This window comes from Flavobacterium sp. UBA2787 (assembly GCA_002352205.1).
GTDB lineage: Bacteria > Bacteroidota > Bacteroidia > Flavobacteriales > Flavobacteriaceae > Flavobacterium.
In genome coordinates this window covers 115,289-136,223 of sequence record DEHZ01000016.1, presented here as the reverse complement: position 1 = coordinate 136,223, position 20,935 = coordinate 115,289, and the positions used below count along the sequence as shown (strand labels likewise).

Sequence of the window (20,935 nt, the reverse complement as noted above, 5' to 3'; positions counted from 1 at the left end):
GGTATTCTATTATCAGTTTTGATTTAGTTTAATTATATCTTGGGTCTTTCACTTTATATGCCGGTATTAATGCATCAGAAGAAAAAACCATAGCTTGAACGATGAGTAAAATGATGATGATGATCGCAAATGTAAATTTTGAATAGGCTTTCATAGATGCATATTCTGATTTTGAATTTTCTATAAGCAACTTGGATTCTTCCACTTGCACAATAGAGAGTTCATTCAATAATGTCAGTGCCTTATCTGTGTAGAAAGACGGGTCATAATTGATATTTAGTACATTTTGCTCAAGCGTTTTAATATAATTAATCAACTCAATGGTAGTAGCTTGTTCTTTGATGGTCAGTTGCGTTTTGCTGTAAATAGTGTACCATCTATTAAAATCATCCAACAACGCATTCATCGTTACAGACTTTGAACTCCAATTAGCTTCAGACCGTGCAGTTTCTCTAATTTGATAAAGAATACTGGTCATTTTTAATAGGTAATCTTCAGCAATTAATCGGTCTTCATACATCGTAACTAATGAATTATTTACTTTTTCGGTATGACTTCTATCGCGATAGTGACTCGCAAAGACCAACAGGCACAATACAAGAAACATACCCGATGCCCACAATTTATTTTTTATGCCGTATATCCATTTCATCTTTATTTCATTTTAAGTTTCCAAATAGAGCCATTTTTCGTAACCCATTTCTCTAGTTTCCCTTTTTCTGCAAGTTCATTTAATAATTGTTCACTTTTATTTCTTGGTGTTCCTGATAACTCCGTAAATTCTTTGGCAGTAATCGTTGGATATTTGTCAAATAATGCCTCCCAACTCAAATCATATTCTAATTTTTTTGCTGTTGGAGCCAGCGTAAGAAGAGCTTTTTCATAAACGCTGTAGGGTTGTGACCCATAAACAAATTCTTTATTGCCTGTTTCATCTACAAAAAACAACGATGGAAATCCTCGCACACCCAGTTCTTTAGCCAATTCTAAATCTTGATTAAAAAGTTCTTTTGCTTTGCCTATGTAATCATATTTAAACTGATCTAAATCAAGTCCGATACGTTGAGCAGCCAGTTCCAAATGTTCTCTTCTGGTGATGTTTTTCTTTTGCAAGAAAACCATTTCCCTAATTTCACGAAGAAAAGAAATTGCCTTTTCTTTGTCTTGCATTTCCGCAGCTTTGAAGGCCATTGACGGAGGGTAGGAGGACACTAAAGGATCTTCTAACCAAACGTCACCATCAATAGGCATATCATAATAAACGCTCACATCATCCCAATGTTCAGCTACATCAGAAGGTTTGCTGATAGTACCGTTGTTGTAGTTCCAGTTGGGTAACAAGCCACCCATTCGGTAGTCAATTTCAAAAGTGTCTCCGTATTCCAACTTGAGTTTTCTAAGTTGTGGTTCAATTCCCCAACAAGAGGAACAAATTGGGTCGGTGAAATAAATCACCTTAACCGGCTTGGATATTGTCTCACTATTCAATTGAACTGCCTCATTACTCTTTACTTGAGGCATTTCGCATATTCCTGTTTGTATGTCGCATAAAAGCGGATTATTTTGCTCTTTCATAATTATCTAGGTTTATAATTGATAGTTTGAACTATCCTAAGTTACTGCTGATAAGACTTTTTTTCCTACTCAATTCATAGTAGATTGACTAGCATTAATTGTAATTGATTAGAATTGTTTTACAAATTGTATTTCGGCGAATATTTTCACTTCTTCACTAACTAATACACCTCCGGTTTCCAGGGCGGTATTCCAGTTAAGTCCCCAATCTTTACGATTGATTTTTCCCTCAATAGAAAAACCTGCTTTTTCATTTCCCCAAGGGTCTTTATTGACACCTCCAAACTCAACATCAAGTTCAATTTCTTTGCTGATACCTTTGATGGTTAAAATTCCTTTTAATTTATATTCATCGCCTTGTTTTGGTGTGAGTGATTTGCTTTTGAAAGACAGTTCCCTATAATCATCAATGGCAAAAAAATCAGATGATTTTAAGTGATCATCTCGTTGCTCGTTGCTAGTATTAATCGATGATGCATTCACTACTACTTCAAAAGATGATTTTAGAATATCATCGCCGTCGAGTTCTATAGAAAAGTCTTTAAATTCTCCTTTTACATTGCTAATCATCATATGCTTTACTTTAAAAGTAAGCTCACTGTGCGTTGGGTCAAGAGCCCATTTTGCTGCTGTTGTTTCCATAATTTATTTGTATTAAAATCATTCATAATTTATATACTACAAAGATGCAATCATTTAAAACACAAGAGGTAACACTTTCAGGAAGATGTGTTGTAATTTCAGGAAAGGAGTGTTTTCATTTCGTCTCTAAATTCTGAGGGAGTTTGACCGGTACGTTTTTTAAATACATTTGTAAAGTAAGCTTTTTCATTATATCCCAAATCAAAACCAATTTCTGAAATGTTTTTGTCACTATGTGTCAATTGGTTTTTAGCTTCAATGAGCTTTCGGGTTTCAATGATTTCACTCACGGTTTGCTGTAGGATGCCTTTGCAAATTAGATTTAGATTTCTTGCCGACATAAATAACTTCTCTGCATAAAATTCTACACCTAACGGTCTGTGGTAGTTCTCTTCAAGAATTGACAAAAAGTTTTGTAAAGTAGTGTTTTGAGTCTTTGCTAATACGTTTTCCTCTACCGAAGTTTTGTTTCTTTCCGATTCAATCATTCCAAATAGAGCACTCAGCAGATGTTTTACAACGCTCAAATCGGGGTCTTCTTGTTGCATTGCTTCATACATAATTTCGCATAGCGTAATTAATCGGTTAAAGCAGGCTCCCTGTTGAAGTTTGATTGTAGCGTGATCGTGATAGTAGGAATACAGTTGAAAAGTTGTTTCCGGTATAAACTCGCTTTTAAAGCGAAGTGCCCACATTTCACATTTACCGTCTTTTAATTTCGGAATTACTCGGTGAACCTTGCCCTTTGTTACGAAACTTATAAATGGTGCATCAAAGGTGCTGGTATTAAAGTCAATAAAATGATCCAGTTGACCGTGAATGCCGATGATTAACTCCTCAAAATCGTGTTGATGAGGCTCATCGGGTGAAGCACTTATTCTAGTGGCTTCTGCTTCTTCTACTTTAAATATTTTGAATAGCTCATTCATAGTTTCAAAATTATGAATTTAAGTTGGTATCAACAAAAAAGAGATTTTAGTGTAGTCAATTAAGGCAGTTCACTCCTCATCTATTTCACTTTTTAAACTGCGTAATAGGATAAGCAGCTTTAATTCTAAAAGTTAAGGATAAGTAATGAAGATATTGAATACATTTTCGAAAGTGATCTATTGTTTTCTACTTTAGCTATGCTTTACAACAATCGTCGAGACCTTCATAAGCTTCAGGATCTGCCTTTACTTCATCTGCATCATAACCTAATTTAGAGATGACTAATTTAATCGTTTGCAAATCTATTTTCTTTTCATTGTAAAAGATTGTTAAAGTCATATTCTCATCATCCAACTGATATGCTTTCACACCTTTTATTTTCAGTATTTCAGTTTTGAATTTCATACCACAAGTTTCACATACTTTGCAATGATCACAATGTAATACAGTTTTGATTATTGCTTTTTGATTTGTATTTTGAGCAGATACCGTAAACATTATAAAAAGAGTAAATACAAGTAGAAACAAAGTTTTAGAATTGATTTTTTTCATCTTGAAATTGGGGGTTTTTTCAAAGATAATTAAAATGTTTTTAGGTATTTAATAAATAACAAGTATAAATGTTTATTAACTTATTAACAAAATAATATTTAACTTGTTGATATTAATGTATTCAAATAGGATTATTTTATCTTATTTGAATTAAATTTGAACAATCAATCTTCACATTAATTCTTCAAAAACAAGTCTTATGGAAAAATATGTTATCAAAAGAAATGGAGTTTTTAGACCATTTGAATTGTTTAAAATTGAACAAGCAATCGAAAAAGCATTCCAAAGTGAATCACAAATCTTTAATCCATTAGTGGTCAAAGAAGTAATGCAACAATTAGACAGCAAAGAAACTTGGGCGGTTGAAGAAATTCAAGATAGCATAGAAAAAGTGCTGTTTAATATGAATTATTTTTCCGTAATGAAATCGTTCATGGTCTATCGGCACACCCGAAAAATGCAACGTGAGCATGTTTTGGGGTTAAATGAAGATACGACTTATGTGGATAGCACGCAAACCATCGAAGAATATATTTCGCAAACTGATTGGCGAATTAATGCTAACGCAAATACTTCTTACTCCAATGCAGGTCTAGTAAACAACGTAGCCGGGAAAGTTATTGCCAACTATTGGTTGGACAAAGTGTACTCCAAAGAAGAAGGTTTTGCACACCGCAATGGCGATTATCACATTCATGATTTAGACTGCCTAACTGGTTATTGTGCCGGCTGGAGTTTGCGGGTTTTGTTAAATGATGGTTTCAATGGTGTTCGTGGCAGAGTAGAAAGCAGACCACCTAATCATTTTCGGGAAGCTTTAGGACAAATGGCTAATTTTTTAGGTATTTTGCAAAGCGAATGGGCAGGAGCACAGGCTTTTAGTTCATTTGACACCTATTTAGCTCCGTATGTTTTTAAAGACAATTTGAGTTTTGATGAGGTGCTAAAAGCTGTTCGAAGTTTTGTTTATAATCTTAATGTTCCGGCTCGTTGGGGACAATCGCCTTTTACCAATATCACACTCGATTGGGTGGTTCCAGATGATTTGAAAGTGCAAATTCCAACCCGAAATAATGAGCATTTATTTTCAACAACAAAATCGGAAGAGTTTTTAAACCGAGCAAAAAGTAGAGGAGTAGAATCGCCACTGGAGCTTCGGTATGAACATTTTCAACCCGAAATGAATTTAATCAATAAAGCCTATTATACGGTTATGACCGAAGGAGATGCCAATGGACAACCTTTCACATTTCCAATTCCAACTGTAAACATTACCGAAGAATTTGATTGGTATGGCGAAAATACCGATATTCTCTTTGAAAATACGGCTAAAATTGGTTCGTCCTATTTTCAAAATTTTATTGGTAGTCAATATATTTATGATGAAAATGGTGAAAAAGTTGAAAACCCAGACGCTTATAAACCCAACGCTGTGAGAAGTATGTGCTGTCGCTTGCAACTCGATTTGCGTGAGTTGCTCAAACGAGGAAATGGTCTGTTTGGCAGTGCAGAAATGACCGGAAGTATTGGTGTTGTAACAATTAATATGGCTCGTTTAGGCTATTTATATTCAGAAAATAAAAAAGATCTTTATCATCAAGTTGATTATTTAATGGAATTGGCGAAATCCACTTTAGAAAAAAAGCGAGTGTTTGTGCAAGACATGTATGATCGAGGATTATATCCATACACCAAGCGTTATTTACCACATTTTAGAAATCATTTTTCAACCATTGGAGTTAATGGAATCAACGAAATGATTCTCAATTTTACGAAAGGGAAAAAAGACATTACCTCCTCATTCGGAATGGAAATGGCGTCTGAAATTTTAGAACACATTCGCAATCGAATGAAAGAATTTCAAGAAGAAACCGGAAATTTATATAATTTGGAAGCTACTCCGGCAGAAGGAACAACCTATCGTTTTGCTAAAGAAGATAAAAAACGTTATGATGATATTATTCAAGCAGGTGAGGGCGAAAATATTTACTATACCAACAGTTCGCAAATTCCCGTAGATTTTACCGAAGATCCATTTGAAGCTTTATTAATGCAAGACCAATTGCAATGCAAATATACCGGCGGAACGGTTTTGCATTTATATATGAATGAAAAAATTAGTACACCCGAAGCTTGTAGAAATTTTGTGAAAAAAGTAATAACCAATTTCAAATTACCCTACATTACAGTAACTCCGGTTTTTAGTGTTTGCCCCGTTCATGGTTATTTAAACGGCGAACATGAATATTGTCCAAAATGTGATGAACAACTTTTAGAAAAATTAAAATCAGAAAAACATGAAAACACAAACAATTAATTCCACTTTAGAACAACACAATGATTTGCGAACCAAATGCTTAGTGTATACGCGAGTAATGGGCTATCATCGTCCGGTAGAAAGTTTCAACATCGGAAAAAAAGGAGAACACAAACAACGAACTCATTTTAATGAATGCAAATGCTAAAAAAATAATTCACAGCATAACACCATTCACGTTATTGGACTATCCGGATAAAACAGCCTGTATTCTATGGTTTGCCGGTTGCAACATGAAATGTAGTTACTGCTATAATCCGGAAATTGTTTTCGGGAAAGGGGTATTTTCCATTCCCGAAACATTGGATTTTTTAGCCAAACGAAAAAATTTATTAGATGCAGTTGTTTTTAGTGGTGGCGAATGTTTGTTGCACAAAGAATCGCTCGATTTATTGCGAGCTATAAAAGAAATGGGTTTTTTGGTAAAAGTTGACACAAATGGAAGCATGCCTCATCGATTAAATGAAGCTTTAAAACTCAATTTTATTGATTATATCGCTCTTGATTTTAAAGCCACCAAACAGAAAACAAAAACAATAACCAAAGCCAATTTTTATCACCATTTTTTTGAATGTTTATCTCTAATTCAAAAGAATTCAGTTGCTTATGAAGTGCGAACAACCATTCATTCCGATTTGTTATTGGAAAATGATATAGCAGAAATGATTCATCTTTTAGAAAATAACGGGTACAACGGAAGCTATTTTTTGCAACATTTTAGAAACAATTCTATCACCTTGGCACCACTTCAGTATTCAAGTTCAGTTGATTATAAACATTTATCTACTGCAAAAATTAAGGTTTGTATGCGTTAACATGATTAAAATCATACTATACAACGTGAGTTGTTTATAAATTTGCTTAAGAATTGTAGAAATATCGCTATTTTTGAAATAAAAAATGCTGTCTAAAACTTGTGAATATGCCGTTCGGGCAACCATTATTATTGCGGCGGAGACCCAACAAGGCAACCGAATCAGTTTGCGAGAAATTGCTCGAAAAATTGATTCACCGGAATCGTTTACAGCTAAAATACTTCAAAAATTAGCCAAAAATCAATTGGTAGATTCCAGTAAAGGAAACGGCGGTGGTTTTTATGTTCCTCATGAAAAGCTCACAAAAATAAAGTTAGGCGATATTGTTTTAGCCATAGACGGCGATGCTATTTACAAGCGTTGTAGTCTGGGTTTAAATGATTGTTCGGAAGTAAAACCTTGTCCTTTTCATCATCAATATAGACCTATTAGAGAACAATTGAAATTAGCTTTAGATAGCACTTCATTAGCCAATTTAATTGATGGATTAGATACGAAAGAAACTTTTTTAAGAATTTAAAAAAAATTGATTTTTAATGAGACAAATAAGTCCGATTACGATAAGAAAAGAAATTCTACTTCAACAAAAAATAATCAAGCTAAAAAAGCAAAAAAATGCTGTGATTTTGGCGCATTATTATCAGTTACCTGAAATTCAAGAAATAGCAGATTTTGTGGGAGATAGTTTAGAACTTTCGCGAAAAGCAGCAGAAACTGAAGCTAAAATTATTGTGTTTGCGGGTGTTTATTTTATGGCAGAAACGGCTAAGATTTTAAATTTTAATAAAAAAGTTTTAGTTCCTGACGTAAATGCCGGTTGTTCACTAGCAGATGGTTGTCCGCCGGATAAATTTCGAGATTTTTTAAAAGACTTCCCCAATCATAAAGTGGTAACCTACATTAATTGTTCTGCCGAAATAAAGACCATGAGCGATTATGTTTGCACGTCTTCAAACGCAGTAAAAGTAATTAATTCTATTCCAAAAGAAGATAAAATTGTGTTTGCACCAGACAAAAATCTTGGCAATTATCTTATCAAAGAAACAGGAAGAGACATGGTTTTATGGAATGGTTCCTGCGTGGTTCATGAAGCTTTTTCGCTAGAAAAATTAATCGATTTGTATAAAAAAAATCCAGATGCTGTGATTGTCGCACATCCGGAATCGGAAACTCATATTTTAAAAACGGCTCAATATATTGGTTCTACTTCGGGAATGATTAATTATATTAAATCTTCACCGGATGCAAAATTTATTATAGCTACTGAAAGTGGAATTCTGCACAAAATGCAACAAGAAGTTCCTCATAAAATACTTATTCCTGCACCTTCAAAAGAAGATAATTCCTGTGCTTGCAGCGAATGTGCTTTTATGAAAATGAATACGTTAGAAAAAATTTATAAATGTCTACTAAATGAATTCCCTGAAGTAAAATTGGATAGAAATTTAGTTGATAAAGCTCGAATTCCCATAGAAAAAATGCTTCAATGCTAAGGTTATGAAAAAAAGCGATGTAATTATTGTTGGTACCGGTATAGCCGGTCTTTCATTGGCTCTTCATTTAATTGAAAAAAATAAGGCTCTAAAAATCGTTTTATTGGCCAAAGGTTATCCGTGTGCCACCAATACATCATTAGCACAAGGCGGATTAGCAGTAGTTTGTGATCGACTAATCGATAGTTATGAAGAGCATATTCAAGACACATTAGCAGCAGGTCAAGGAAAATGTAATCCGGAAATTGTTGAAATGGTCATTAAGCAAGCTCCGCAACGACTTCAAGAACTCATTAAATGGGGAGCAGAATTTGATGCAGACCGTGAAGGAAAATTAGATTTAGCATTAGAAGGCGGTCATAGTCATGAACGCGTAGTACATTACAAAGATAAAACAGGTTGGCATATTCAGGAAGTTTTATGGAATAAAATCAAATCTCATCCTTCTATAGAAATCATAGATAATGCGTTGGCGGTGGATATCATCAAAGAGAATATTTATAATACAGAAAGAGCTGTAGGACTCACTTTTTTCGATAGAAACAACCAATTTTCGGCAGTTTATGCTCCGCATATTGTTTTGGCAACCGGTGGTTCGGGACACATTTTTAACTATACTTCCAACCCTGAAAATGCTACAGGAGACGGAGTTGCAATGGCACTTAGAGCAGGAGTTTCTGTAAAAGATATGCAATATGTTCAATTTCATCCGACGGCTTTATTTGAAAAAAAGAAAGGCAATTTGTTTCTTATTTCAGAAGCTTTACGAGGATTTGGTGCTCATGTGGTTAACTATAGAGAAGAAAGATTTTTATACCATTATGATGTTAGAGGAGAATTGGCTACGCGAGATATCGTTTCCAAAGCAATTGCAACAGAAATGATTATTTCAAACGAAGAAAATGTGTTTTTAGACCTTCGTCATTTGAATAATAAGGGTTTCGAAATACATTTTCCAACCATTTTTTCCAATCTCAAAGAAAAAGGGTTTGATTATAAAATCGATTTAATTCCGATAGTACCGGCAGCCCATTATCAATGTGGTGGAATTGAAGTGAATGAAAACGGGCAAACTTCACTCAAAAATCTATATGCTTTAGGCGAATGTTCTTGCACAGGATTGCATGGTGCTAATCGTTTGGCTTCTAATTCATTAATAGAAGCCTTAGTTTTTTCTCACAATGTAGCCGAAGTTATTGCTCATGACGAAAACAATGATGTTTTGTATTATGAACATTCACATAACCATAAACCGGAATTTATTGCACCTACCATATTAAAAGATTTTAATTTGCAAGTTAAAAACTGGATGACTTTTAGTTTGCTTACTAATTCGTTTGAAAGCAAGCAAATTGTTTTATCAAATCTACATAAAATTCATTCTGATTTAATGGAATGTTTAGGCTACTACAACCGATGCAAAGAATGTTGTGAGCTCGAAAATATGTTGGATGTTGCCATGTTGATTTTAGAACATTCGTGTCATTATCAAGGCATTGAATCTGAACAATTTGCTTGATTTTTCTTATTTTTTAAAATTGTAAATCAAATTAACAAATACATTTCGTCCCATTCTGGGAATGTTATTCCAGTCGGTAAATGTAGAATAATAAGTGTCAAATGCATTTTCTACACCTACATTCAGCATTAATTTTTGTGAATTCCATTTAAAATTATATCCTGCCGAGGCATTCAAAATAACATAATCAGGCGTGCTGTTTTCTCCGTAAAAAGAACTGTAATTAGATTGTGTGGCATTTCCTCGTATTGTAACTTCCGTTTGAAATTGATTCTTTTTATATTGTAATTGACTTTGGTATTGTAACGGACTTATAAATGGCAGATTTCGGTTTTCGGAATCTTTTCCATAACTATATTGCAGTTGATTATTCCAAAAAATATAATCGGTTAAACGATAATCAAATTTTAATGAACTGTGAATCAAATTGGCATACGTTAGTTGATTATACACTTTCACACCACTAGCTCCAATGGTCATCGGGATAAAATTTTCATCGGGAATTCCTATCATAAAATCTACAATATGAAAGGCAGAAAAAGTGATTCCTGTTTTTATTTTTTCGTTTTTAAACCAAACATCAAAATTTCCTTCAATTGATTTTTCGTTGGATAAATTTGGATTTCCGATATAATCAAACAAATCAAAACTATTGAAAATATAAAACGCATAACCTTCTGTTACGGAAGGTGCCCGTTCTCCATATCCTGAACCTACTGAAAAGTTCCAGTGTTTGATTTGATGTTTGTATTGCAACGAAACACTTTTTAAGAAGCGATTTTGTTGGTCTGCCATTTCCGGATAGAAAATTTGTAAACTTTCCAGTCCAAATTCATTGGCTACTTTGTTTTGATGAAAGCCAACAGAACCATTTAATTTTAGAGAGTTTCTAACCGAAAATTCAATTTCATCTTCCAAATAAATACCGTTATAAAATGTTCGAACATCTGGCCAAGTGTACATAAACATCGCATTTTCATTGGGATCGTTGGGATACATAGTCATTTCAGCAATAGAACGATTGTAAAAACCATTCAAATTAAATTGGATATGGTGATTTTCTTTTGTGATTTTTCCTTTTGAATAATAACCATATGTATCACTCCAACCAGGCATATCCATTCTGATGGGAACATCCGGCCGTTTGGAATCATCCATAAAGTGAGTGATGGTATTAAAATACAGCTTATTTTCCCAATGATTTACTAAACCGGATGTTGGAGCAACTTCAAATTTTAAAGAAGTTATTAGTGCTCTAGCCAGCGAAATATCCATTGGTAAGGCTGGATAACCAACATCATTTGCTTCATCAAAAATAATGGATCCTTCAATCAATTTGTTTTGAAACTGATAACCGGAAATTATAGAAGCATTCATTTTTTGGAACTGAGAATAAAGTACTTCCTCATTATCACCTGCAAAATAATTGTCGGCTTTTCGAAAGGTTAGACTCGCATCAGCATATAACGAACTGTCTTTGTAATGCACCATTCCGCCCAAAATTCGTTGCTTGTTATTGAATTCAAAACCACTGCTTAAACTTCCTGACCAACCTAAATTTGCTTGATTGCTGCGAAGTCGTTTCAAATCTAAAGCTCCGCCAATCGTTGGTCCGTGACAACTTCCTCCTTGACCGGATGAAATTGTAGCTTCCGAAAGATTCGATATTTCTACATACGAAGTCACCGGATCCATTTTATCGGTACAAGCACCAAAAATACGCATGCCGTCAATGGTAATGATTGTTCGCTCTGTTGCCATGTTATTAATCATAGGTTCCCAAGCATAATTTCCGCGTTTAATCATATCGATTCGTCCGGATTGTTGTAAATACTCATCCAACGAAGCTAGTGGTTTTACTTGTTTTTGGTTTAATCGAGAAGGTTTCCCAATAAGAATGACTTCATTCAGTCTAACAGGTAAAATGCTGTCTTTCAATTGTTCTTGTGCCAAACAATAGGTTGTAGACAAAAGAACAAATAAAACATAAAATTGTTTTTTCATAATAAATAGTAAAAGGCCAAAAGTTTAAATAACCTTTGGCCGTTAATACTGTTTTTAGAATTCTACTTCAAAGAAAATGCTACTTGCTTCATTTGATTCGGTAACTGTTTCTCCTTTTAAAACATCATTGGAAGCGTTAACCAATTGAAGATTAATTTTCCAATAACCAGTCATGGTTAATGATAATTTTCCGTGATAAAATTCATCAGAAGTTGATTGGGTTAAATCTACATTATTAGGTGAGCCGTGATTTCCCATACTTGGCATTCTCGGATCAATCATCAGTTTTAGATCGTTTACAACCGGAAAACTCATCATGTTTTCCATTTTAAAAATCCCTACCGTCATATCATTGAGAGCTACTCTTGGTGTTTTTGGGTCAATTAAGGCAACAATATACCTTATGTTGTCTGTACCCATAAATGAATTCACTACTCTTTTTGACGAAGCAGGAACATCAATTATATCTGTTACAGTGTAATTAGTTCCATTTATGGAATAATCAACCTTTAAATCCCAATATTCAGTAGAATTTTGTGGCATTTGAAAAACGATGTAGCCGTTGTATAACGTTTCTTTTCCTGCTACTTTTTCAACCATTGAAAAAGGACAAGAGTGACTCATCATGGTCATGTGCATAACAGGCATCCACTCTATTGTTGCGTTTTGTATGTAGTTGTTAGTGGTTTTGTCTTTGATTCGCAGTGTGATATCATTGTATCCTTGTTGAGTAATGCCTGATGTTGTATATAATTCAACAACATGAGTGTCATTGGTAAATTCTTTGACTTTTAATAAACCATCTAATTCGTTAACAGGTGTTGAGTCATCATCAGAAGTACAGGAAACAAATAAAGCTAGAGCTAAAAGGAAAAATATTTTATAAATTTTCATTGTAAATTTAATTTTGAGTTATAGAAATAGTAACCACAAGCCCATAAAGCTATGAGTTGGAATTCACCGATTTTATCGGCTTATGGTAAAAATAATGTACTAGTAGTGTAGTTGGATTAGAATTTAATCCAGTTTATAAATTTAAAATACTAAAAGGAAGATTAAACAGTGGGTGGATGAAAAATGCTGGTATTATGTAATCGAAAGTATAGTCTGGAATAAGAAATAGAAACCTGATTTTTTTCAACATAAATTCGATTGAATTTAAATTCAGGAATGGTTTCTAAGAATAATAATTCTAAGGTTATATTACTTTTTGATTCATGGGAAGCCGGCGTGCTCTCTTCTGATGCATTGGCTAACTCAGCTTTTAAATGACATTTACCATTACATTCCAATTCCGGTTTTGCCTTGTTTTCACACAATTCATTAGAAATATAATCATAATTCACCACATAATTCATCACCGGAAAAATAGGTCTGAATAAAAAGAAGAAGGTTACTATGGCTATAAAATATTTCAAAACGAGATAGTAATTTATTGTGCAAATATAAGGGTTAAAAAAACATGATTTGTATGATTGCAATCATAAATTTTCGAATAATTACGCTGGAAATTTGTGTCATAATTTTAACCTAAATTAATATGAACAAAATGTATTTATTAGCAATTGGTTTGCTCTTATTTGTTTCTTGTGGAAAAGAAAAAACCAATGCTGGAGAAGACTTTACAAAGGCTTCTTCAACTGAAACCTCATCAGACCCATCTTCTTATGATCCAAAAAGAGGAGAAGGAAAATTTACCACAGTAGACTTGGGAGCCGGTTTAGATGTAGCAATGGCTTCAGAAGGCGAAAAAGTGGCCGGCGTAAAATGTATGTCTTGCCATAAATTAACCGACGAACGTTTAGTTGGACCCGGTTGGAAGGGTGTTACCGAACGCAGAACTCCGGAATGGATTATGAATTTCTCAACAAATCCTGATCCAATGATAGACAAAGATCCAGAATTGCAAGCTCAATTGGAATTGTGTTTGGTTCGTATGCCTAATCAAGCTCTAACCGATGATGATGCTAGAAATATTTTGGAATACATGCGTCAAAATGATGGTGTGAAATAATTTTTGAAATAAACATTTTATTATAAATCGAAAGTATATGAAAACAAATTTTTTAAAAATTACTTCTGCAGTAGTTTTGATTGCAGCATTTATGGGGTCTTGTAAACCTAAAAACACAAGTGATACAGTGAGTGGGGATGCAGCTCAAAAAGCATACGTAGCACCAGGTAAATATGACGAATTTTACAACTTTGTTTCCGGTGGATTCAGCGGACAATTAAGTGTGTACGGACTTCCAAGCGGAAGATTGTTCAGAGTAATTCCTGTTTTTTCAGTGGATCCGGAAAAAGGATGGGGATATAGTGAAGAAACAAAACCGATGTTGAACACTTCACACGGATTTGTACCTTGGGATGATTTACATCACACAGAAATGTCACAAACCAATGGAGAAGTAGATGGACGTTGGGTTTTTGGTAATGCCAACAATACACCTCGTATTGCTCGTATTGATTTAAAAACATTTAAAACAGCTGAAATTATTGAGTTACCTAACAGCGGTGGAAATCACTCTTCTCCTTTTATTACAGAAAACACAGAATATGTGGTTGCCGGAACTCGTTTTAGTGTGCCCGGTGATTATGAAAATGGTGATGTGCCAATTAATACCTACAAAGAAAACTATAAAGGTCATATTAGTTTTGTAAAAGTTGGTAAAGAAGGCGAAATGGATATTGCTTTTCAAATTATGACGCCAGGTGTAAATTTTGACTTGTCGCACGCAGGTAAAGGCAAATCACACGGTTGGTTTTTCTTTTCTTGCTATAATACTGAACAAGCAAACACATTGCTGGAAGTAAATGCTTCGCAAAAAGATAAAGATTTTATCATGGCTGTCAACTGGAAAAAAGCAGAAGAATATGTGAAAGCAGGAAAAGGTAAAAAACAAAAAGTACGTTATGCTCATAACACTTGGGACGAACATACACATACTGCAAAATCAGAAATTAAAACAGAAGTTTTAGTTTTGGATGCTTCTGAATTAAAAGACATTTGTTACATGATTCCTTGTCCAAAATCTCCTCATGGTTGTGACGTAGATCCAACAGGGGAATACATTATTGGTTCAGGAAAATTGGCAGCTTTAATTCCGGTATTTAGTTATGATAAATTACAAAAAGCCATCAAAGACAAATCATACGAAGGTGATTATGGCGGAATTCCGGTATTAAAATACGAATCGGTTTTACATGGTGAAGTTCAAAAACCGGGACTTGGACCATTACACACCGAATTTGATGGAAAAGGCAATGCTTATACAACCATGTTCGTTTCTTCAGAAGTTGTGAAATGGGACATTAAATCGCTAAAAGTGTTAGATAGAGTTCCAACTTATTATTCTGTAGGTCACTTGTGTATTCCCGGTGGCGACAGTAAAAAACCATTTGGTAAATATTTAGTTGCTTATAACAAAATCACAAAAGATCGTTATTTGCCTACCGGACCAGAATTGTGTCAAAGTGCTCAGATTTATGATATTAGTGGTGATAAAATGCAATTAATTTTAGATTTCCCAACCATTGGAGAACCGCACTATGCTCAAGCCGCACCGGCCGATTTAATTCGTAATAACGGACAGTTGAAATTTTATAAACTGGAAGACAACAAACACCCATATGCCACAAAAGGTGAGAAAGAAGCTAAAGTGGTTCGTGAAGGAAACAAAGTGCACGTTTATATGACTTCTATGCGTTCGCATTTTGCACCCGATAATATTGAAGGTGTATTTTTAGGTGATGAGGTTTATTTCCACGTAACAAACTTAGAACAAGATTGGGATGTGCCCCACGGATTTGCTGTAAAAGGTGCCGATAATGGCGAACTTTTAATCATGCCGGGTGAAACCACAACTTTAAAATGGGTTCCGGACAGAGTGGGAACATTTCCATTCTACTGCACCGATTTCTGTAGTGCATTACACCAAGAAATGCAAGGATACATTCGTGTTTCTCCAAAAGGAGCTAATGTTCCTCTTCATTATAGCTTAGGAACAAATTTTCCGGCTGGTAAATAATTAAAATTATGGGGAGCACCTGTTTCAGGATGCTCCCTTAATTCAAAAAAAATGAAAACAGTAAAAATATCTTTACTTTCAAAAGTGCTACTTTTGATTGTAACAGGCTTGTTTTTGGGTTCGCTCTATTTTCCAATGTGGCAGATTGATTTAGATGCACCTCAATACCCGGAAGGTTTAAATTTAAAACTGTATGCCAATAAAATTGGAGGTGATGTAGAAATTATCAACGGTTTAAACCATTACATTGGCATGGCTACTTTGCATACCGAAAACTTTATAGAGTTTAAAATTCTACCATACATAATTGGTTTTTTCGGTCTATTTGCTTTAGTATCTGCTTTAATTGCGAAAAGAAAATTTGTAGCGACTTTATTTATTTCGTTTATACTTTTCACCATTCTTGCTGGGGTCGATTTTTATCGATGGAATTATGAATACGGACACAATTTAGATCCCAATGCAGCGATTAAAGTACCCGGAATGTCTTATCAACCGCCATTGATTGGGTACAAACAATTATTGAATTTTGGAGCTTATTCAGTTCCGGATATTGGTGGATGGATGTTAATTGGTAGCGGTTTGTTAATTTTTATTGTGTTGACATTGGAATACAAATGGTACAAGCGTTTTATGAAACCAAAAGCTGCTTTGTTACTAATGCCAATTTTTATTCTAACAGCTTGTAGTGGCAATGAGCCAAAACCAATTAAATTAAATGTAGATGCATGCGAATTTTGCAAAATGCCGGTATCCGATGGAAAATTCGGTGCAGAAATTCAAACCCAAAAAGGTCGCTATTTTATGTTTGATGATATATCCTGTTTGGTGAAATACTGTGAAGAAAATGAATCAACAAAAGTTAAAAGTTACTACGTGCATGACTACACACAGAATAATCAATTGATTGATGCTACTAAAGCTTTTTACATTAGTGGTGGCGACATCAATAGTCCGATGCATGGAAATATTGCCGCTTTTACCACTTTTTCGGATGCTCAGAATTTTGGTGATAAACTAAAAGCCAAAGCCATTAGTTGGAACGAAATTTTAAAATAAATAAACTTTCTAATGCGATTACTTTTTATTTTAATAGTTTGTATTACTTCCCTTCAGGCTCAAAAACTGGAAGTAGGAATCAATAAACCGTATAAAACCATCAAACAAGCTTTAAAGGCTGCGAATGATGGCGATACTGTGTTGGTTTACAAAGGAATTTACAAAGAAGGTAACCTTCGAATAGATAAAAAAATTGTTTTCCTAGGAAAAGATTTCCCGGTTTTAGACGGGCAGAAAAAAGTAGAAGTCCTCTCGATTCATGCCGATAGTGTGGTGGTTAAAGGATTTAAAGTAATCAACTCCGGATTTGCAGCTTTAGAAGATCCATGTGGAATAAAAGTTTACAACAAATCATTTGTTCTCATAGAAGGAAATCAATTGGATGATAATTTCTTTGGTATTTATATTCAAAATGGAAGAAATTGTGTCGTTAAAAACAATATCATTATTGCCTACGGAAAAGAAGAACAACAAATTGGAAACGGTATTCACGCATGGAAAAGCAATGATTTGCAAATCATCGGTAACACAATTAAAGGTCATCGCGACGGAATTTATTTTGAATTTGTCTACGATTCTGTAATCTGGCGAAACATCGCAACAAATAATATTCGTTACGGATTGCATTTTATGTTCTCTTCTAATGATTCATATCTAACCAATATTTTCAGAAATAATGGAGCTGGAGTAGCAGTAATGTTTTCTAAAAATGTAACGATGATCAATAATTATTTTGATGAAAATTGGGGAGCTTCTTCCTATGGACTTTTATTAAAAGAGATTTCAGACAGTTATATTCATTCCAACCATTTTAAAAATAATACGTCCGGCATTTACATGGAAGGAACAAACCGCATCAAAATTGAAAAGAATGTCTTCCAAAGCAACGGTTGGGCCATGAAAATTCAAGCCAGTTGCATGGATAATGAAATTGTAAACAATAATTTTCAAGGCAATACTTTCGACATGGGAACCAATGGAAGTTTGGTCTTAAACACGTTTAACAATAACTACTGGGACAAATATGAAGGCTATGATATTAACAAAGATGGTTTAGGCGATATTCCTTATCATCCGTTAAGTTTATTTGCAGTTTTAGTAGAAAAAAATCCATCTGCCATGTTACTCTTTCGGAGTTTTATGATAACATTATTAGACAAATCCGAAAAAGTGTTACCCAGCATCACGCCCGATAATTTTGTAGATAAAGCACCACTGATGAAGCCCCTGAAATTATGATAGAAATTAAAAATTTAACTAAAAAATTTGGAAAGTTAAACGTGCTCAGCGATGTTTCACTTTCCTGTAAAAAAGGTGAATGTATTGCTTTAATTGGTCCAAACGGTTGTGGAAAAACAACATTGATTAAAACTATTTTAGGAATGGTTTTACCAGACAGCGGCTCTATTGATTTTAATGAAAAAAGTATAGTTAAAGAATATCTATACCGTGAAAAAATTGGATACATGCCTCAAATAGGACGATATCCGGACACAATGACCATCGGTGGTGTAATTGAAATGATTAAAGCAATTCGAAATTCAAATCAAGAATTGGACGAAGAATTATGGCACAGTTTCGAGTTAGATAAAATGGCAGATAAACAAATGCGTACGCTTTCCGGCGGAACCACTCAAAAAGTTAGTGCTACGTTAGCTTTTTTATTCAATCCTGATGTGTTGATTTTAGACGAACCAACGGCAGGTTTAGATCCGTTGGCTTCTGAAATATTGAAAGAAAAGATTATCAAAGAAAAAGAAAAAGGAAAGTTGATTTTAATTACTTCGCATTTGTTGAGTGAGTTAGACGATTTGGTCACCGAAATTATTTTTATGCAAGAAGGCAACATTCATTTTCATAAAAAAGTAGCCGATTTGAAAACGGAAACCAATGAAACGAAAATTTCTAAAGCAATTGCGAGTATTCTAAAACAGAAAAAATGAACAGAATCATCAAAATTATATTAACCGATATCTTAAAAAACAAAATTGTTTTAGTCTATACCATTGTTTTAAGTCTGTTGTCTTGGAGTGCTTTTGGTTTAGAAGACAATAGTGCCAAAGGACTGTTAACCATTTTAAATGTTATTTTGTTTACGGTTCCGTTAGTGTCTATTTTGTTCACAACAATTTATCTATACAACAGTTCCGAATTTATCGAATTACTATTGAGTCAGCCCATCAAACGAAACAAAATCTGGCAAAGTTTATTTTTTGGTTTGAGTGCTTCGATGGTTTTGGCATTTTTTATTGGAGCCGGAATTCCGTTGTTAATCAATGCATCGAATGCTGTTGGGTTGATGATGATTTTAATTGGATGTTTGATTTCCGTAGTGTTTATTGCGTTAGCCTTTTTATGTTCTATTCTAACTCGCGATAAAGCAAAAGGAATTGGATTTGCCATATTAACTTGGTTGTATTTTGCGTTACTTTTTGATGGATTAGTATTGTTTTTGTTGTTTCAATTGTCCGAATATCCTATTGAAAAAGCAATGGTAGCTGTCACAGCATTAAGTCCGATAGATTTAGCCCGAATCCAAATATTACTGCATTTAGATATATCGGCTATGATGGGTTATACCGGTGCTATTTTTAAAGATTTTTTCGGAACAACGGTCGGACTTTTTGCTTCCTTCGGCTTGTTGGTACTTTGGGTGGTAATTCCGTTTTATTGCTCATTGCGAAAATTCATCCGAAAAGATTTGTAATAACCTAATTTGAACTGCGATGAAAAAAGATATACACAACCGAAATGACATTATCCTGTTGGTGAATGCATTTTATGAAAAAATAAAAACAGATCAAGTTATTGGTTTCTTGTTTACTGAAATTGCTCAAATTAATTGGGAAAATCATTTGCCAAAGATGTATGATTTCTGGGAAAACGTATTGTTTTTTACCGGAAACTTCGACGGAAATCCGATGCAAAAACACAAAGAACTGCATAACAAATGCCCGCTTTCGCATGCTCATTTTAATCATTGGAATGAAATTTTCAGACAAACGGTAAACGAACTTTTTGAAGGTAAAAAAGCCGAAGAAATAAAAATGAGAGCCAAGAATATTTCGGATGTTATTATGTATAAAACCATTCAGTAATTAAAATTCAGTTAAATAAGCTTACTATGATTTGAATCATAAACAGACGGTTGTAAAGCTTTTATCTTTGATGAATAATTTAAAAAAATAACTTCCAATGAATACAGTAGAACAATTAACAGTTGGTGAATATGTTGCCAACGACTTTAGAACGGCAGCTTTATTTTCTAAATATGGTATAGATTTTTGTTGCAAAGGCAATCGAACTTTAGAAGAAGTTTGCATCAAAAAAAATATTAATCCGGCTGATTTAGAGAATGAAATTAACTCTGTTTTAGAATCAAAAAACGATAATGCAATTGACTTTAAATCATGGTCACCCACATTACTAATCGATTATATCATAGAGAAACACCATTCGTATGTTGAAGAAAAATCAGTAGTATTGCTTCAGTTTTTAGACAAATTATGCAAAGTACATGGCGAACGACATCCGGAACTTTTTGAAATCAATTCTTTGTTCAAAATGAGTGCGGGAGATTTAGCTCAACACATGAAAAAAGAAGAATTAATCCTTTTCCCGTTCATCCAAAAAATGGTAAAAGCACAAAAAGATAATCAACCCATTCAAGAACCACATTTTGGCACAGTTGAAAATCCAATTGCGATGATGAAAGATGAACATTCAATTGAAGGTGAACGATTTGATAAGATTGCCACTCTCACAGATGGATTTACACCACCCGAAGATGCTTGTTCTACCTACAAAGTTACCTATCAAATGCTAAAAGAGTTTGAACAAGATTTACACAAACATATTCATCTGGAAAATAATATTTTGTTTCCAAAAGCAATTGAATTACAATTACAATTTCAATAAAAAATAGCGATCTACGAACCCTAATAACTGAAATTTGGCTGCTTATTAAAGGCAGTCAATTTTCAATTTATAAATAGTAAAAC

Annotated in this window: 22 protein-coding genes; 14 read left to right on the top strand and 8 right to left on the bottom strand. The window is 34.0% G+C overall.

From position 1 onward, the window contains the following. Positions 1 to 28: 28 nt before the first annotated feature. The 5 genes from B4N66_RS15860 to B4N66_RS15840 form a co-directional block, all read right to left on the bottom strand. Positions 29 to 652: a hypothetical protein gene (locus tag B4N66_RS15860; RefSeq protein ID WP_291096143.1), complete on the bottom strand. Its 624-nt coding sequence runs from the start codon at positions 650 to 652 to the stop codon at positions 29 to 31. A gap of 2 nt (positions 653 to 654) precedes the next feature. Further along, a complete protein-coding gene (locus B4N66_RS15855) occupies positions 655 to 1,575 on the bottom strand; it encodes a ClpXP adapter SpxH family protein (protein WP_291096142.1) in 921 nt (306 codons plus the stop codon). A 108-nt stretch (positions 1,576 to 1,683) separates the two neighbouring features. Further along, the gene (locus tag B4N66_RS15850; RefSeq protein WP_291096141.1) at positions 1,684 to 2,217 is read right to left on the bottom strand and encodes a YceI family protein; all 534 of its coding nucleotides are present in this window, start codon (positions 2,215 to 2,217) and stop codon (positions 1,684 to 1,686) included. 98 nt (positions 2,218 to 2,315) lie between these two features. Continuing rightward, the gene (locus B4N66_RS15845) at positions 2,316 to 3,146 is read right to left on the bottom strand and encodes a helix-turn-helix transcriptional regulator (protein ID WP_291096140.1); all 831 of its coding nucleotides are present in this window, start codon (positions 3,144 to 3,146) and stop codon (positions 2,316 to 2,318) included. A 196-nt stretch (positions 3,147 to 3,342) separates the two neighbouring features. Then, entirely contained in the window at positions 3,343 to 3,645 is a 303-nt protein-coding gene (locus B4N66_RS15840; RefSeq protein WP_291096178.1) for a heavy-metal-associated domain-containing protein, read from the bottom strand. A gap of 253 nt (positions 3,646 to 3,898) precedes the next feature. On the opposite strand from B4N66_RS15840, the gene B4N66_RS15835 reads away from it, so the two are divergent. The 6 genes from B4N66_RS15835 to nadB all read left to right on the top strand — a co-directional run bounded on the left by B4N66_RS15835 (position 3,899) and on the right by nadB (position 9,843). Beyond that, positions 3,899 to 6,016: a ribonucleoside triphosphate reductase gene (locus B4N66_RS15835; protein WP_291096138.1), complete on the top strand. Its 2,118-nt coding sequence runs from the start codon at positions 3,899 to 3,901 to the stop codon at positions 6,014 to 6,016. Next, entirely contained in the window at positions 5,997 to 6,164 is a 168-nt protein-coding gene (gene nrdD, locus B4N66_RS15830; protein WP_256466597.1) for an anaerobic ribonucleoside-triphosphate reductase, read from the top strand. Before B4N66_RS15835 ends, nrdD begins: the two co-directional genes overlap by 20 nt. Beyond that, the gene (locus tag B4N66_RS15825; RefSeq protein WP_291096136.1) at positions 6,148 to 6,831 is read left to right on the top strand and encodes an anaerobic ribonucleoside-triphosphate reductase activating protein; all 684 of its coding nucleotides are present in this window, start codon (positions 6,148 to 6,150) and stop codon (positions 6,829 to 6,831) included. The genes nrdD and B4N66_RS15825 overlap by 17 nt, the downstream gene beginning before the upstream one ends. Positions 6,832 to 6,916: 85 nt before the next feature. After that, a complete protein-coding gene (locus B4N66_RS15820; protein ID WP_291096134.1) occupies positions 6,917 to 7,351 on the top strand; it encodes an RrF2 family transcriptional regulator in 435 nt (144 codons plus the stop codon). A gap of 16 nt (positions 7,352 to 7,367) precedes the next feature. Next, positions 7,368 to 8,324 carry a quinolinate synthase NadA gene (nadA, locus tag B4N66_RS15815; protein ID WP_291096132.1) on the top strand — a complete coding sequence of 319 codons (957 nt, stop codon included), beginning with the start codon at positions 7,368 to 7,370 and terminating at the stop codon, positions 8,322 to 8,324. Between the two features lie 4 nt (positions 8,325 to 8,328). Continuing rightward, entirely contained in the window at positions 8,329 to 9,843 is a 1,515-nt protein-coding gene (nadB, locus tag B4N66_RS15810) for an L-aspartate oxidase (RefSeq protein WP_291096130.1), read from the top strand. Between the two features lie 6 nt (positions 9,844 to 9,849). On the opposite strand, the gene B4N66_RS15805 is transcribed toward nadB, so the two are convergent. From B4N66_RS15805 to B4N66_RS15795, 3 genes are all read right to left on the bottom strand, one after another. Further along, positions 9,850 to 11,847 carry a TonB-dependent receptor gene (locus B4N66_RS15805; protein ID WP_291096128.1) on the bottom strand — a complete coding sequence of 666 codons (1,998 nt, stop codon included), beginning with the start codon at positions 11,845 to 11,847 and terminating at the stop codon, positions 9,850 to 9,852. Between the two features lie 54 nt (positions 11,848 to 11,901). Further along, the gene (locus B4N66_RS15800; protein WP_291096127.1) at positions 11,902 to 12,741 is read right to left on the bottom strand and encodes a hypothetical protein; all 840 of its coding nucleotides are present in this window, start codon (positions 12,739 to 12,741) and stop codon (positions 11,902 to 11,904) included. 161 nt (positions 12,742 to 12,902) lie between these two features. Further along, positions 12,903 to 13,265 (bottom strand): hypothetical protein, encoded by a 363-nt coding sequence (locus tag B4N66_RS15795; protein WP_291096125.1) that lies wholly within the window; start codon positions 13,263 to 13,265, stop codon positions 12,903 to 12,905. Positions 13,266 to 13,387: 122 nt separating this feature from the next. On the opposite strand from B4N66_RS15795, the gene B4N66_RS15790 reads away from it, so the two are divergent. The 8 genes from B4N66_RS15790 to ric all read left to right on the top strand — a co-directional run bounded on the left by B4N66_RS15790 (position 13,388) and on the right by ric (position 20,852). After that, positions 13,388 to 13,861, top strand: a complete 474-nt coding sequence (locus tag B4N66_RS15790) for a c-type cytochrome (protein ID WP_291096123.1) — start codon at positions 13,388 to 13,390, stop codon at positions 13,859 to 13,861. A 37-nt stretch (positions 13,862 to 13,898) separates the two neighbouring features. Beyond that, the gene (nosZ, locus tag B4N66_RS15785) at positions 13,899 to 15,875 is read left to right on the top strand and encodes a Sec-dependent nitrous-oxide reductase (RefSeq protein ID WP_291096121.1); all 1,977 of its coding nucleotides are present in this window, start codon (positions 13,899 to 13,901) and stop codon (positions 15,873 to 15,875) included. A gap of 51 nt (positions 15,876 to 15,926) precedes the next feature. After that, on the top strand, positions 15,927 to 16,934 hold the full coding sequence (locus B4N66_RS15780) for a nitrous oxide reductase accessory protein NosL (RefSeq protein WP_291096120.1): 1,008 nt from the start codon (positions 15,927 to 15,929) through the stop codon (positions 16,932 to 16,934). A gap of 12 nt (positions 16,935 to 16,946) precedes the next feature. Beyond that, a complete protein-coding gene (locus tag B4N66_RS15775; RefSeq protein WP_291096119.1) occupies positions 16,947 to 18,173 on the top strand; it encodes a nitrous oxide reductase family maturation protein NosD in 1,227 nt (408 codons plus the stop codon). Beyond that, the gene (locus B4N66_RS15770; RefSeq protein WP_291096117.1) at positions 18,170 to 18,877 is read left to right on the top strand and encodes an ABC transporter ATP-binding protein; all 708 of its coding nucleotides are present in this window, start codon (positions 18,170 to 18,172) and stop codon (positions 18,875 to 18,877) included. The genes B4N66_RS15775 and B4N66_RS15770 overlap by 4 nt, the downstream gene beginning before the upstream one ends. Next, the gene (locus B4N66_RS15765; RefSeq protein ID WP_291096115.1) at positions 18,874 to 19,641 is read left to right on the top strand and encodes an ABC transporter permease subunit; all 768 of its coding nucleotides are present in this window, start codon (positions 18,874 to 18,876) and stop codon (positions 19,639 to 19,641) included. The genes B4N66_RS15770 and B4N66_RS15765 overlap by 4 nt, the downstream gene beginning before the upstream one ends. A 19-nt stretch (positions 19,642 to 19,660) precedes the next feature. Further along, positions 19,661 to 20,032 carry a group III truncated hemoglobin gene (locus tag B4N66_RS15760; RefSeq protein ID WP_291096113.1) on the top strand — a complete coding sequence of 124 codons (372 nt, stop codon included), beginning with the start codon at positions 19,661 to 19,663 and terminating at the stop codon, positions 20,030 to 20,032. 97 nt (positions 20,033 to 20,129) lie between these two features. Then, complete coding sequence (gene ric / locus B4N66_RS15755; RefSeq protein WP_291096111.1) at positions 20,130 to 20,852, top strand: iron-sulfur cluster repair di-iron protein; 723 nt, start codon at positions 20,130 to 20,132, stop codon at positions 20,850 to 20,852. Positions 20,853 to 20,935 lie beyond the last annotated feature (83 nt).

Bases quoted from the DNA above. Each gene is read 5' to 3' on its own strand.
- B4N66_RS15860 (WP_291096143.1), bottom strand. From the start codon at position 652: ATGAAATGGATATACGGCATAAAAAATAAATTGTGGGCATCGGGTATG.
- B4N66_RS15855 (WP_291096142.1), bottom strand. From the start codon at position 1,575: ATGAAAGAGCAAAATAATCCGCTTTTATGCGACATACAAACAGGAATA.
- B4N66_RS15850 (WP_291096141.1), bottom strand. From the start codon at position 2,217: ATGGAAACAACAGCAGCAAAATGGGCTCTTGACCCAACGCACAGTGAG.
- B4N66_RS15845 (WP_291096140.1), bottom strand. From the start codon at position 3,146: ATGAATGAGCTATTCAAAATATTTAAAGTAGAAGAAGCAGAAGCCACT.
- B4N66_RS15840 (WP_291096178.1), bottom strand. From the start codon at position 3,645: ATGTTTACGGTATCTGCTCAAAATACAAATCAAAAAGCAATAATCAAA.
- B4N66_RS15835 (WP_291096138.1), top strand. From the start codon at position 3,899: ATGGAAAAATATGTTATCAAAAGAAATGGAGTTTTTAGACCATTTGAA.
- nrdD (WP_256466597.1), top strand. From the start codon at position 5,997: ATGAAAACACAAACAATTAATTCCACTTTAGAACAACACAATGATTTG.
- B4N66_RS15825 (WP_291096136.1), top strand. From the start codon at position 6,148: ATGAATGCAAATGCTAAAAAAATAATTCACAGCATAACACCATTCACG.
- B4N66_RS15820 (WP_291096134.1), top strand. From the start codon at position 6,917: ATGCTGTCTAAAACTTGTGAATATGCCGTTCGGGCAACCATTATTATT.
- nadA (WP_291096132.1), top strand. From the start codon at position 7,368: ATGAGACAAATAAGTCCGATTACGATAAGAAAAGAAATTCTACTTCAA.
- nadB (WP_291096130.1), top strand. From the start codon at position 8,329: ATGAAAAAAAGCGATGTAATTATTGTTGGTACCGGTATAGCCGGTCTT.
- B4N66_RS15805 (WP_291096128.1), bottom strand. From the start codon at position 11,847: ATGAAAAAACAATTTTATGTTTTATTTGTTCTTTTGTCTACAACCTAT.
- B4N66_RS15800 (WP_291096127.1), bottom strand. From the start codon at position 12,741: ATGAAAATTTATAAAATATTTTTCCTTTTAGCTCTAGCTTTATTTGTT.
- B4N66_RS15790 (WP_291096123.1), top strand. From the start codon at position 13,388: ATGAACAAAATGTATTTATTAGCAATTGGTTTGCTCTTATTTGTTTCT.
- nosZ (WP_291096121.1), top strand. From the start codon at position 13,899: ATGAAAACAAATTTTTTAAAAATTACTTCTGCAGTAGTTTTGATTGCA.
- B4N66_RS15780 (WP_291096120.1), top strand. From the start codon at position 15,927: ATGAAAACAGTAAAAATATCTTTACTTTCAAAAGTGCTACTTTTGATT.
- B4N66_RS15775 (WP_291096119.1), top strand. From the start codon at position 16,947: ATGCGATTACTTTTTATTTTAATAGTTTGTATTACTTCCCTTCAGGCT.
- B4N66_RS15770 (WP_291096117.1), top strand. From the start codon at position 18,170: ATGATAGAAATTAAAAATTTAACTAAAAAATTTGGAAAGTTAAACGTG.
- B4N66_RS15765 (WP_291096115.1), top strand. From the start codon at position 18,874: ATGAACAGAATCATCAAAATTATATTAACCGATATCTTAAAAAACAAA.
- B4N66_RS15760 (WP_291096113.1), top strand. From the start codon at position 19,661: ATGAAAAAAGATATACACAACCGAAATGACATTATCCTGTTGGTGAAT.
- ric (WP_291096111.1), top strand. From the start codon at position 20,130: ATGAATACAGTAGAACAATTAACAGTTGGTGAATATGTTGCCAACGAC.